At 70.5% G+C, this 12,604-nt stretch carries 11 protein-coding genes; 8 read left to right on the top strand and 3 right to left on the bottom strand.

Features of this window, described 5'->3' with window-relative positions:
- Positions 1-12: 12 nt before the first annotated feature.
- From ACGFYN_RS05200 to ACGFYN_RS05190, 3 genes are all read left to right on the top strand, one after another.
- A complete protein-coding gene (locus ACGFYN_RS05200) occupies positions 13-1,224 on the top strand; it encodes a pyridoxal phosphate-dependent aminotransferase (RefSeq protein WP_393864383.1) in 1,212 nt (403 codons plus the stop codon).
- Positions 1,225-1,296: 72 nt separating this feature from the next.
- The gene (locus ACGFYN_RS05195; protein WP_393864382.1) at positions 1,297-1,716 is read left to right on the top strand and encodes a hypothetical protein; all 420 of its coding nucleotides are present in this window, start codon (positions 1,297-1,299) and stop codon (positions 1,714-1,716) included.
- A 194-nt stretch (positions 1,717-1,910) separates the two neighbouring features.
- Entirely contained in the window at positions 1,911-3,116 is a 1,206-nt protein-coding gene (locus ACGFYN_RS05190; RefSeq protein ID WP_393864381.1) for a polysaccharide pyruvyl transferase family protein, read from the top strand.
- Between the two features lie 214 nt (positions 3,117-3,330).
- Here ACGFYN_RS05190 and ACGFYN_RS05185 read toward each other — a convergent pair whose 3' ends face one another.
- Positions 3,331-5,154, bottom strand: a complete 1,824-nt coding sequence (locus ACGFYN_RS05185; protein WP_393864380.1) for a phosphoenolpyruvate carboxykinase (GTP) — start codon at positions 5,152-5,154, stop codon at positions 3,331-3,333.
- Positions 5,155-5,496: 342 nt separating this feature from the next.
- On the opposite strand from ACGFYN_RS05185, the gene ACGFYN_RS05180 reads away from it, so the two are divergent.
- The 4 genes from ACGFYN_RS05180 to ACGFYN_RS05165 all read left to right on the top strand — a co-directional run bounded on the left by ACGFYN_RS05180 (position 5,497) and on the right by ACGFYN_RS05165 (position 9,324).
- Positions 5,497-6,243, top strand: coding sequence for a hemolysin III family protein (locus ACGFYN_RS05180; RefSeq protein ID WP_393864379.1), 747 nt, complete (start codon positions 5,497-5,499; stop codon positions 6,241-6,243).
- Between the two features lie 112 nt (positions 6,244-6,355).
- Complete coding sequence (locus tag ACGFYN_RS05175; protein WP_393864378.1) at positions 6,356-7,927, top strand: MFS transporter; 1,572 nt, start codon at positions 6,356-6,358, stop codon at positions 7,925-7,927.
- Positions 7,924-8,565 (top strand): TetR/AcrR family transcriptional regulator, encoded by a 642-nt coding sequence (locus tag ACGFYN_RS05170; protein WP_393864377.1) that lies wholly within the window; start codon positions 7,924-7,926, stop codon positions 8,563-8,565. The genes ACGFYN_RS05175 and ACGFYN_RS05170 overlap by 4 nt, the downstream gene beginning before the upstream one ends.
- Before the next feature lie 33 nt (positions 8,566-8,598).
- A complete protein-coding gene (locus tag ACGFYN_RS05165; protein ID WP_393864376.1) occupies positions 8,599-9,324 on the top strand; it encodes a Mut7-C RNAse domain-containing protein in 726 nt (241 codons plus the stop codon).
- Between the two features lie 33 nt (positions 9,325-9,357).
- On the opposite strand, the gene ACGFYN_RS05160 is transcribed toward ACGFYN_RS05165, so the two are convergent.
- Positions 9,358-11,412 (bottom strand): thioredoxin domain-containing protein, encoded by a 2,055-nt coding sequence (locus ACGFYN_RS05160; protein ID WP_393864375.1) that lies wholly within the window; start codon positions 11,410-11,412, stop codon positions 9,358-9,360.
- Entirely contained in the window at positions 11,393-11,983 is a 591-nt protein-coding gene (locus tag ACGFYN_RS05155; RefSeq protein ID WP_393864374.1) for an ArsR/SmtB family transcription factor, read from the bottom strand. Before ACGFYN_RS05155 ends, ACGFYN_RS05160 begins: the two co-directional genes overlap by 20 nt.
- Before the next feature lie 113 nt (positions 11,984-12,096).
- Here ACGFYN_RS05155 and ACGFYN_RS05150 point away from each other — a divergent pair, with 113 nt between their 5' ends.
- Positions 12,097-12,585, top strand: a complete 489-nt coding sequence (locus ACGFYN_RS05150; protein WP_393864373.1) for a hypothetical protein — start codon at positions 12,097-12,099, stop codon at positions 12,583-12,585.
- The last annotated feature ends 19 nt before the right edge of the window (positions 12,586-12,604 follow it).

Below are 12,604 nucleotides of genomic sequence, written 5' to 3'. Positions count from 1 at the left end.
AAGCTCCCAGACATGCAGGTGATCCAGTCGACCAAGCTCGCCAACGTCTGTTACGAGATCCGAGGCCCGGTGCTCGAGGAGGCGATGCGGCTGGAGGCGGCCGGTCACCGCATCCTCAAGCTGAACACCGGCAACCCGGCGGCGTTCGGCTTCGAGTGCCCGCCCGAGATCCTTGAGGACATCCTCCGCAACGTGTCGTCGGCGCACGGCTACGGCGACGCGAAGGGCCTGCTGGCCGCACGCCGGGCGGTCGTCATGCACAACCAGACCCTCGGCATCGAGACGGACGTCGAGCACGTCTTCGTCGGCAACGGCGTCTCCGAGCTGATCGTGATGGCCATGCAGGGCCTGCTCGACGACGGGGACGAAGTCCTCGTACCGTCGCCCGACTACCCGCTGTGGACCGCCGCCGTCTCGCTGTCCGGCGGCACGGCCGTGCACTACCGCTGCGACGAGCAGTCCGACTGGATGCCCGACCTCGCGGACGTCGAGCGCAAGGTCACCGACCGCACCAAGGCCATCGTCATCATCAACCCCAACAACCCGACGGGGGCCGTCTACGACGAGGCGATGCTCAAGGGGCTCACCGACATCGCCCGCCGCCACAACCTGCTGGTCTGCTCGGACGAGATCTACGACAAGATCCTCTACGACGGCGCCACGCACACGCCGACCGCCAAGGTGGCCCCGGACCTGCTGACCCTCACCTTCAACGGCATGTCGAAGGCGTACCGGGTGGCGGGCTACCGGGTCGGCTGGATGGCCGTCTCCGGGCCGCGCGCGCACGCGGACTCCTACATCGAGGGCCTGACGATCCTCGCCAACATGCGCCTGTGCGCCAACATGCCGGGACAGCACGGCGTGGTCGCCGCACTGAGCGGCCGCCAGACGATCAACGACCTGGTGCTGCCGGGCGGGCGGCTGAAGGAGCAGCGGGACGTCGCCTACGAGCTGCTCACCCAGATCCCGGGCGTGAGCTGCGTGAAGCCGAAGGGCGCGCTGTACCTCTTCCCGCGCCTCGACCCCAAGGTCTTCAAGATCAGGGACGACCGGCAGATGGTCCTGGACCTGCTGCGCCGCGAGAAGATCATGGTCGTGCAGGGCACCGGCTTCAACTGGACCGAGCCCGACCACTTCCGGGTCGTGACCCTGCCGACGGTCGGGGATCTGCGCGACGCGATCACCCGGATCGGGACCTTCCTGGACGGCTACGGCCAGCCGTAGATCTTTTCACTTCGCTCAACTTTAGACGGAATCTAAGCTAGGATGGTTTCCTGACAGCACAGGAGGCCATCCATGTACGAACCGATCCGCACCAAGTCGGTCCACAGCACGATGGCCGGCACCACCTCCGACTTCCCCCACCGGTCCCGTGAGGAGGAGCTGGACATCCAGCTCGCGGGCCATCTCGCGGCGCTGCTCGCCGTCACGGACGAGCTGCGCGGCGCCGCCGGGTCCGCGGACCTGGACGGCGCAGCCGACCGGCTCACCGCTCAGGTGGCCCGGCTGCGGGGAGGACACCCGCCGGTCCGTGCGGTCACCGGCCAGGTCGCCGAGGGCGAACGCGCCACCCTGCACCGCCGGGCGCACGCCCTCGCCGGGCGCGCCCTCCTCGTCGCCGCGTCCCGCGCCGACACCGCGGCGGCGATCCTCGCCGCCGAGCAGATGGACGTGCACGCGGCGGCCCTGGAGCCCCGCGAACTCGCGTCGCACTGAGCCCCACGGGGCTCCCCGAAACGGCCCCGGTCCGCGTGCACCCGCAGAGACGCGCGGACCGGGTGCCATGTACCTGGCGCGTTCCACCGGGTCGTCCAGGGGCGGACCGCCTCCCGACCGGCGGCGATGTGTACGTTGGCCGGAGATCCGCGTCACGGCTCGTGGCGCCGGCCACGGCTGAGGGAAACGAACACATGGCACGCGTCGCCGTCATCACCGCGCCCAACATCGGGTACCGCAACACCGGAATGCTGACCGTCGACCTGGCCCTCGAATCCCTGCTGCGGCGCATGGGCCCCGGGATCGATCCGACCTGGTACACCCTGCACGTGCCGGAGACCGTGCCACTGCGCGCGTCCGCCGGGGGCACCGACTTCCCGTTCCGCTTCCGCTCCCTGCCCGAGCACCTCGGCGAACTCCGCGACCACGACGCGGTCGTCTTCTGGGGCGACTTCCTGCACACACGGCACTACATGGCGCAGGACGCCACCAACCGCCTGCTGGACTTCGGCATCGCCGAGGACCGCGACGCCGCCCGCGCCCTGCTGAACCGGACCCTGCTGCTGGCGGACCAGCCGGACGAGGTCCTCGCCCGGACCCTCAGCTACGGCGGCACGATCCTGCACAACTCCCAGTCGGACTACGAGGACAAGGAGTTCGGCCCGCTCTTCTCCCGCCTGATGACCCGCAGCCACCGCGTCTGGATGCGCGACCCGCTGTCGGCCGCCAAGATCGCGCTGCTGCGCGGGGACCGTACGAACGAGTACTTCGCCTCGGACGCGGCGCTGCTCTCGCGCCCGGGCGACCTGGACCACCTCCCGGCGACGCCGTGGTCCGAACAGGTCCCGGACGGCGGTGCGATCGGGGTCTTCCTCGGCGCCCGTACGAAGATCCCCGACTGGCTGCCCGCCTTCTGCGAGGGCCTGTCCGAACGCTTCGGCGCCCCGCTGGAATGGCTGCCGTGGTTCGACCGGGACATCCCGTCCCAGGTCGCGCACCTCACGCCCCGCCCCGGCGACCACACCGTGGGCGACCTGCTGCGGGTCCTTCCCCGCTACCGGCTGGTCATCACCGACACCTACCACCTGTGCGTCAACGCGTGGGGCGCCGGCACCCCGGTGGTGTGCGTGGGCGCTCCCGAACCCGTGCCGCGGACCCACGACGATTACTGGACGCTGAGCGACGTGAAGAAGCACGTGTTCCATCTCGCCTACGACGCCGAGGACTTCTACCTCTCCACGCTGCCCGACACCCCTGAGGGCCACGAGCGCCGCGCCGACCGGATCGTCCGGCTCGTGGAGGGCGGCGGAGCCGAGGCCGTCGCCACCCGGCTGCGCGCGCACGCCGACCGGTCGGCGGCCTCCTTCACCGACACGCTCTCCGCGCTGGTCGGCCGATAGGGGGCGCAAACGGGCGAGGGCCCGCTGCCGCTCTTCCGTCGGGGCGGACGGAAGAGCGACAGCGGACCCACAGCTCCGCACGCCGTTGTGCGGAGCCTCGCCGGCTGTCACCGCGGCCGGCCGTGACGATCACTGGTCAGGCTCCCCCACTGCCTCAAGGGCGTGGGAGGTACCCCCGGTGCCGGCCGCGGAGTCTTGTTGCGAGGAGCGGGGCTCAGCCCAGGCGCTGCACCAGCGCGCGGTACTGGTCCCACAGCTCCTTCGGGGTGTGGTCGCCGAAGGTGTTGAGGTGCTCGGGGACCAGGGCGGCCTCCTCGCGCCAGACCTCCTTGTCGACCGTGAGCAGGAAGTCCAGGTCGGAGTCGGAGAGTTCGAGACCGTTCGTGTCGAGGGCCTCCCGCGTCGGCAGGATGCCGATCGGGCTCTCGACGCCCTCGGCCTTGCCGTCGAGGCGGTCGACGATCCACTTCAGGACACGGCTGTTCTCGCCGAAGCCGGGCCAGACGAACTTGCCCTCGTCGTTCTTGCGGAACCAGTTGACGTAGTAGATCTTCGGGAGCTTCGCCTGGTCCTTGCCCTTGGCGACATCGACCCAGTGGCCCATGTAGTCGCCCATGTTGTAGCCGCAGAACGGCAGCATGGCGAAGGGGTCGCGGCGCAGCTCGCCGACCTTGCCCTCGGCCGCGGCGGTCTTCTCGGACGCGACGTTGGCACCGAGGAAGACGCCGTGGTTCCAGTCGAAGGACTCCGTCACCAGCGGGACCGCGGTGGCACGGCGGCCGCCGAAGAGGATCGCCGAGATCGGCACGCCCTTCGGGTCCTCCCACTCGGGCGCGATGATCGGGCACTGCGCGGCGGGGGTGGTGAAGCGGGCGTTGGGGTGGGCGGCCGGGACCTCGGAGGCCGGCGTCCAGTCGTTGCCCTTCCAGTCCGTCAGGTGGGCCGGAGTCTCCTCCGTCATGCCCTCCCACCACACGTCGTTGTCGTCGGTGAGCGCGACGTTGGTGAAGACCGAGTTGCCCCACAGCGTCTTCATCGCGTTGGCGTTGGTGTGCTCACCGGTGCCGGGCGCGACGCCGAAGAAGCCGGCCTCGGGGTTGATGGCGTAGAGGCGGCCGTCCTCGCCGAAGCGCATCCAGGCGATGTCGTCGCCGATCGTCTCGACCGTCCAGCCGGAGATCGTGGGCTCCAGCATGGCGAGGTTGGTCTTGCCGCACGCGGACGGGAAGGCCGCGGCCACGTACTTCGAACCGCCCTGCGGCGGGGTGAGCTTGAGGATCAGCATGTGCTCGGCGAGCCAGCCCTCGTCACGGGCCATGACGGAGGCGATGCGCAGGGCGTAGCACTTCTTGCCGAGCAGGGCGTTGCCGCCGTAGCCGGAGCCGTAGGACCAGATCTCGCGGTCCTCGGGGAAGTGCGAGATGTACTTGGTGGAGTTGCACGGCCACGGGACGTCCTGCTCGCCCTGCGCCAGGGGAGCGCCGAGGGTGTGGACGGCCTTGACGAAGAAGCCGTCGGAGCCGAGCTCCTCGAGGACCGGCTGCCCCATGCGCGTCATCGTGCGCATGGACACCGCGACATAGGCGGAGTCGGTGATCTCGACGCCGATCGCGGAGAGGTCGGAGCCGAGGGGGCCCATGCAGAACGGGACGACGTACATCGTCCGGCCCTTCATCGAGCCGCGGAAGACGCCCTTCTCCCCCTGGAAGATCTCCCGCATCTCGGCCGGGGCCTTCCAGTGGTTGGTCGGGCCCGCGTCCTCCTCCTTCTCGGAGCAGATGAAGGTCCGGTCCTCGACGCGCGCGACGTCGGAGGGGTCGGAGGCCGCGTAGTACGAGTTGGGGCGCTTGATCGGGTCGAGCTTCTTGAAGGTGCCCTTCGCGACGAGCTCTTCGCACAGCCGCTCGTACTCGGCCTCGGATCCGTCACACCAGACCACGTTGTCCGGCTGGGTCAGTTCTGCGATCTCGTTGACCCACGAGATCAGTTCCTTGTGGTTGGTGGGAACGACGGTGGGAGCCGCGTTGTCGCGCGCCACGATTGCTCCTAAATGAGGGATTTGTTGATTTGGAGGCCCCGTGGGGGCTGCGACCCGGACGCTTCACGGCTGGATCTTCAGCGCTCATCCGGTGCCGACCGCACTCATTTGATCATCCGACGCGAGTGCCCATATGTCCAGAGGGCCTCACAGGTGAGCGGAGTGGGGATCGTCACGTGCCATTCGTGCACGGCGCGTTTATTTGCGTGCACCTAGCGTTCAAGTGACCGTTTCTTTGCGCAGTACCGGGATACCCAACTCCCGTGAGACGATGGCCACTCCTGGCCTGTTCTCAGACCGCACTCATCCGCAACTTACGGTTCCGTAGGTACGATGCCGGACATGACAGCGCCCGTCCCCGACGCGCCCTCGGACACGCCGGCCGCCGGCCGCGGTTCCGACGGGCCCTCACTGCCGCACCAGATAAAGCAGCACGCCCAGCAGCTCACCGAGCCGATCAAGCCCAAGCTGCGCGGCTGGCTGCACCTCGGCATGTTCCCGGCCGCCCTCGTCTCGGGCCTGGTACTCACCGCCCTCGCGGACTCCCCTCGGGGCCGCATCGCCTGCGGGATCTTCGCCCTGACGGCATGCCTGCTGTTCGGCGTGAGCGCGCTGTACCACCGGGGCAACTGGAGCCCGCGCATGGACGGCATCCTGCGCCGCCTCGATCACGCCAACATCTTCCTGATCATCGCGGGCACCTACACCCCCCTGACCATGCTGCTCCTGCCGGGGGCGAAGGGTCAGTGGCTGCTGTGGGGGATCTGGGGCGCGGCGCTCGCGGGGATCATCTTCCGCGTCTTCTGGGTCGGCGCCCCGCGCTGGCTCTACACCCCCTGCTACATCGCGATGGGCTGGGCGGCCGTCTTCTTCCTGCCCGACTTCATGCGCACCGGCGGCGTCGCGGTGCTGGTTCTGGTGATCGTCGGCGGCCTCCTCTACAGCGCGGGCGGCGTGATCTACGGCATCAAGCGGCCGAACCCCTCCCCGCGCTGGTTCGGCTTCCACGAGGTCTTCCACTCGTTCACGCTCGCCGCGTTCGTCGTCCACTACGTGGGGATCTCACTGGTGGCGTACCAGCACGGATAGCCCCCGCGCGGCACCCGCGCAGCACCCCAGGGCCACGGCTTGAGAGCCGTGGCCCTTTTTGCATGCCGAAACCAATTGATAGTAACTATATTTTGAGAGCTACTCTCATTTCATGGCTACTGTCACTCCCTTGGACGAGACACGGCGGGACCCCCGCCGCTGGTGGGCCCTCGGCGCCCTGGTCGCGAGCATGCTCACGCTCGGCTTCGACATGACGATCCTCAACGTGGCGCTGCCGACCATGGCCGCCGAACTCGGCGCCACGACCGGCCGGCAGCAGTGGATGGCGGACGCCTACGTCGTCGTCTTCGCCGCTTTGATGCTCCCGGCCGGCCTGCTCGGCGACCGGTTCGGGCGCCGGAGGATGCTGATCGCCGGGCTCGGGGTCTTCCTGGCCGGCTCACTCGTCGGGGCCCTGGCCGGGGACGTGAACTGGGTCGTCGCGGCCCGCGCGTTCATGGGCATCGGCGGCGCCCTGGTCACCCCGCTCGCCCTGTCGGCGCTGCCCTCGCTGTTCGGCGCCGACGAGCGCACCAAGGCCGTCGGCGTCATCTCCGCCGCCTCCGCGCTCGGCCTGCCGCTCGGGCCGATCATCGGCGGCTGGCTGCTGAACCACTTCTGGTGGGGCTCGGTCTTCCTGGTCAACGTCCCGATGGCCGCGATCGGCATCGCCGCCTGCGTCTTCCTGCTCCCCGAGACCCGCGACCCCGCCTCCCCGACAGTCGACGCCCTGTCCACCGCGCTCACCGCGACCGGCCTCGGCGCCCTCATCTACGCGATCATCGAGGCGCCCGACCGCGGCTGGGGCGACGGCCTCGTGCTGACGATGTTCGCCGCCGCCGCACTGCTGCTCACCGCGCTGGTGCTGCGCGAGCGGCGGGTGGCACGCCCCATGCTCGACATGACACTGCTGAGCCACCGCGGCTTCCTGTTCAACACGCTCGCCGCGACCCTGGTGATGTTCGTGCTGTCGGGCCTGATGTTCGTGCTGCCCCCGTACCTCCAGGCCGTCCTCGGCCATGACGCCCTCGGCACCGGTCTGCGTCTGCTGCCGATGATGGGCGGCCTCATGATCGCCGCGCGAGGCGCGCAGCCGGTGGTCGCCCGGTTCGGCGCGCGGGCCGTGGTGAGCGCCGGTCTGGTGGTGCTGGCCTTCGCCGCCCTGCTCGGCAGCCGCACGACGGCCGGCTCGGGCTACGGGTTCGTCGCGCTGTGGCTGTCGATCACCGGCATCGGCTTCGGCTTCTCCGTCGTGCCCGCGATGGACGGCGCCCTCGGCACCCTGCCCCGCGACCGGGCGGGCAGCGGCTCGGGCCTGCTCATGACGTTGCGCCAGGTCGGCGCGGCGATCGGCATCGCCCTGCTCGGCAGCCTGCTCGCCGGGATCTTCCGCGACCGGCTCGATGTGACGGGTCTGCCCGCGCGGGCCGCCGACACCGCCGGCGACTCCGTGGTCGCCGCGCACCTGGTCGCCCAGGCACACCCTGACATCGCAGGGCACCTCGCCGCCTCCGCGAACGGCGCGTACGTCCACGGCATGAGCGTCGTCCTGCTGGTGTGCGGCGTCGCCGCCCTGGTCGCCGCGCTGCTGGCGGCCGCCTTCCTGCCGCGGACGGCACCCGCGCGCACCACGCAGGAGGCCGGACCCGACATGGTGGCGCCGGCGGCGGATGCCCGACAATGAACCCCATGACGGCCGCACGTTCCCCCCTCTCCCCCGCCGACCGCCCCCAACTGGGCCTGCGCGAACGAAAGAAGATCAAGACCCGCGAGTCGATCCGTGCGGCGACGTACGCGCTGATCAAGGAGCAGGGATACGACGCCACGACGATCGAGCAGATCGCCGAGCGGGCGGAGGTGTCGCCGTCGACCGTCTTCCGCTACTTCCCGGCCAAGGAGGACATCGTCCTCACGGACGAGTACGACCAGCTGATGGCCGACGAGTTGCGCGCCCGGCCCGCCGGGGAGTCATGGATGGACTCGGTGCGGCACGTGATGCACCTGGCCATCGAGGCGAACGACCGGGAGGACCCCGAGGTGGCCCGGATGCGGGCCCACCTCGCCGTCCAGGTCCCCGCCGTCCGCTCCCGGATGGTCGAGAGCATGTCGGCGACCGGACGCCTGCTGCGCGACGCCATCGCCGAGCGCCACGGCCTGGACGCGGACAGCCTCGAGGTCCGCGTCTACGCGATGTCCTTCATCGGCGGCCTCATGGAGGCCTCCATGTACTGGGCGGAGAACGGCTTCGAGGGCGAACTGAACGACCTCGTGGACCGCGCCCTGGACGTCCTGGAGCGCGGCCTGCCCACCGAAAACCCCTGAGCCCGCCGCCCCCACCCGTGACATCCTGACCGGGTGAACGGTCCCGAGATCAGTGTCGAGTTCGCCCCCGGCCTGGCCCTGTTCGTCGCGAGCGGGCGCCGCGGCGGCGCCAGTTCCGTCACCACCGACGGCGTCTCGACGCTCGGCCACGTCGTCGAGTCCACCGGCGTCCCGCTGACCGAGGTCGGCACGCTGCGGGTGAACGGCGACGAGGTACCGACGTCGTACGTCCCCCGGGCCGGCGACGCCGTCGAGGTCCGGCCCGTCGAGCGGCCCCAGCGGGTCCCGGGCGCCCCCCTCCGGTTCCTCCTCGACGTCCATCTCGGCACCCTCGCCCGCCGGCTGCGTCTGCTCGGCGTGGACACGGCGTACGAGTCGACGGACATCGGCGACCCGGCCCTCGCCGCCCGCTCGGCCGCCGAGCGGCGCGTCATGCTCAGCCGCGACCGGGGCCTGCTGCGCCGCCGCGAACTGTGGTCCGGCGCCTACGTCTACAGCACCAGCCCCGAGGACCAGCTCCGCGACATCCTCGAACGCTTCCGGCCCGAACTGCGCCCCTGGACCCGGTGCACCGCCTGCAACGGCCTGCTGAAGGCGGCCACCAAGGAGGAGGTGGCGGACCAGCTGCACGGCGGGACGCACCGCTCCTACGACGTCTTCGCACAGTGCCAGGACTGCGGCCGCGCCTACTGGAAGGGCGCCCACCACGAACAGCTGGAGGCCATCGTGGAACGGGCTCTGGAGGAGTTCGCGGGCTAGCGCCGCGTCAACTCCTCCAGCCCTCCCGCCGGTTCAGCGACCCAGCACGCTCCGCAGGTGGTCCGGATCGGTGGTCGGGGCGTCGCAGGTGAAGTTGCGGCAGACGTACGCGGCGGGTGCGCCGTCGACCAGGGGGCGGCCCGCGAGCAGCGGGAACTCGTCGCCGTCCGCGACCCCCGCGGCGACCACCGCTCCGGGTGCCGTGCCCAGAAGTGCCGTGCGGTGCAGGGCCCTCGTCGCCTCGTCGTCCTGGGCCGGGCCGACGACCGCCACCTCCTTCGGGCCGTCGAGCAGCGCCTCGGCGACCGTGAGTCCCCAGCCGACGAAGCGGGGCACGCGCGGGCCGAGCGCCTTGACGACGCCCAGCGCCTTCTCCGCGGCGGTGCGATGGGGCTCCGAACCGGTGTGCGCGGCATAGCTCAGCAGGGCGCCCGCGGCGGCGGACCAGCCGGACGGCGTGGCGTTGTCGGTGGGGTCCTGCGGCCGGCGGATCAGCTTCTCGGCATCGGCGGCGGTGTCGTAGAGGGTGCCGCTCTCCTGGTCGACGAAGCGGATCAGGACGTGGTCGAGCAGGAAGCCCGCGAACTCCAGCCAGACGCCCTCGCCGGTGACGGACGCGAGGGCGAGGAAGCCCTCGGCGACATCGGCGTAGTCCTCCAGCACTCCCGCGTTGGCGCCCACCTGACCGTCCTTGCTGGTGCGGGCGAGGCGCGCCTGCTCGTCGAGATGCAGCCGGACGAGGAGATCGGCGGCGCCGACCGCGGCCTCGACCAGGTCGGGGCGGTCGAAGTAGGCGCCGGTCTCGGCGAGCGCGGCGATCGCGAGGCCGTTCCAGGCGGCGACCACCTTGTCGTCGCGGCCGGGGGCGGGGCGGTCGGCGCGGGCCCTCAGCAGCCGGTCCTTGATGCTCCGGGCCTTCTCCGCGTCGAACACGCCCTCGTGTTGCGGGAGTTGCAGCACGGAGGAGCCGTTCTCGAAGGTGCCCTCCTCGGTGACCTCGAAGTAGTGGGCGGCGAGCGCGGCGTCCTGGTCGCCGAGGACCTCGGTGAGCTGCTGCGGGGTCCACACGTAGTACGCGCCCTCGACGTGCCTGCCCGTCCCGTCGTCGCTGTCGGCGTCGAGCGCGGAGGCGAAGCCGCCCTCGTTCGTGCGCAGTTCGCGGACCATGAAGTCGGCGGTCTCCAGCGCGACGCGGCGGGCGAGCTCGCTGAGCTCGTCAGCGGCTCCGCCGCGGGCGGTGGTGCGCCACAGGTGGGCGTAGACGCGGCAGAGCAGGGCGTTGTCGTAGAGCATCTTCTCGAAGTGCGGCACGACCCAGTCGCGGTCGACGGAGTAGCGGGCGAAGCCGCCCCCGAGCTGGTCGTAGATGCCGCCGCGGGCCATGCGCTCGCAGGTGTCGGCGGCCATCTGCAGGGCGCCTTCGGAACCGGTCCTGGCATGGTGGCGCAGCAGGAACTCGATCAACATGGACGGCGGGAACTTGGGCGCGCCGCCGAACCCGCCGCGCTGCGGGTCGTACTCGCGGGTGAGGCCGAGCAGCGCCTGCGCGAGCTCCTCCTCGCCCGGGACCTGCGCGTCGCCGTAGGAGATCTCCCGGCCGGCGAGGTCCTTGACGATCTTCTCGGCGACCTCGGTGACCTCGCCCCGCCGGTCCGTCCACGCCGACCGCACGCCCTCCAGCACCTGCCGGAAGGACGGCATGCCCTGGCGGGGGGCGGGCGGGAAGTACGTGCCGAAGTAGAAGGGTTCGGCGTCCGGGGTGAGGAACACGGTCATGGGCCAGCCGCCGTGTCCGGTGGCCGCCTGGACGGCCTCCATGTAGACGGCGTCGACGTCGGGGCGCTCTTCGCGGTCGACCTTGATGCTGACGAAGTGTTCGTTCAGGAAGTCGGCGGTGGCCCGGTCCTCGAAGGACTCGTGAGCCATGACGTGACACCAGTGACAGCTCGAATATCCGACGCTGAGCAGGACGGGCTTGTTCGCCGCGCGAGCCTCGTCGAAGGCCTCGGTCGACCAGGGCCACCAGTCGACGGGGTTGTCGGCGTGCTGGAGGAGGTACGGGGACGTCTCATGGGCCAGTCGGTTCACCTTTCCACTCTCCCACGGGCTCGGGCACCGCGTAGAAACGCATGTTGACCGGGCGCGCCCCTTCGGGTGCTCCCTCGCGGGAGTGGCCGTGGCGGTCGAGGAGGGCGTGGTACTCCCGCATGAACGCCAGGAGTTCGGCCCGGGTCATCCAGGTGCCGTGCCGCTGCACCTGCGCCCAGCCGTCCGGGCCGCGGTACTCCTGGTGGGCGCGGCGGAACAGCTCGGTGTCCACGTCGATCTTCAGCAGGGCGAGGTGCTCGGCCGCCGCGTACTCCTCCGGCGTCATGGAGGCCGGGTCGGGCGTGGTGTGACGGAACGGCAGCGCCCGCCACCAGCGCTCCCTGCCGCCCGACTTCTCCGGGATCTCCTCGACCAGCCGCTGCTCGGCGAGTTTGCGCAGGTGGTAGCTGGTGGTGCCGGAACTCTCGCCCAGCTCCCTGGCCAGCACGGTGGAGTTCGCCTCGTCGTGCCGGCCCAGGTATTCGAGGATCCGGCGGCGCAGCGGGTTGCCGAGGGATTTGTAGAGGGCGGTGCGTTCGAGGCTGGTCAGATCGGGCGGGCCGTCGGTCATGCGGTCACCGTAACCCTGAGAACCCTGAGACGTCCCTGATGTCTGCCGAATTTTCTTTGCAGAATTTTCTCTGCGGTCTAGCGTGGAGGCATGGGAACAGAAGGGGGAATCTGATGAGTTCGACGAGGCCGGCATGGTCGCCGCGCAAGCAGCCCCAAGCGAAGCTGCTGCTCCTGTGGACGCTGCTCCTGCTGGGCGTGGTGGCCGCGCTGCTGAAGAGGTGGACGCTGACCGTCCTGGGCGCGGCGGCCGTGCTGCTGGTGCCGTGGATGGTGGTGCTGGATCTGACCCTCCCGGCCGGCACCGAGGTGCGGAACTGGTCGCTGGCGTGGACCGGCCTGGACGTCCTGATGGCGGCGGGCTGCGGGGCAACGGCCTTGCTGGGCCTGCGCAACGACCCAAGGGTCCGCCTGACCGCCTCGGCCACGGCGGCCGTCGCCGTGCTGGACGCGTGGTTCGACATAACGACGGCACAACCGGGATCCGATCTCGCCCAGGCGCTGGCGTGCGCGGTGGGCGAGGGTGCGCTGGCCTGCGTCTGTGTGCTCCTGGCGGTGGGCGGCCACGGGTCCCGGAACCCGGCGGACTTCAGGCGCCGTTGATCGTCGCCCTCTCGCGCTC

It is taken from the genome of Streptomyces sp. NPDC048419 (assembly GCF_043200415.1).
Classification (GTDB): Bacteria; Actinomycetota; Actinomycetes; order Streptomycetales; family Streptomycetaceae; genus Streptomyces.
This window is presented reverse-complemented; position numbering and strand designations above follow the sequence as displayed.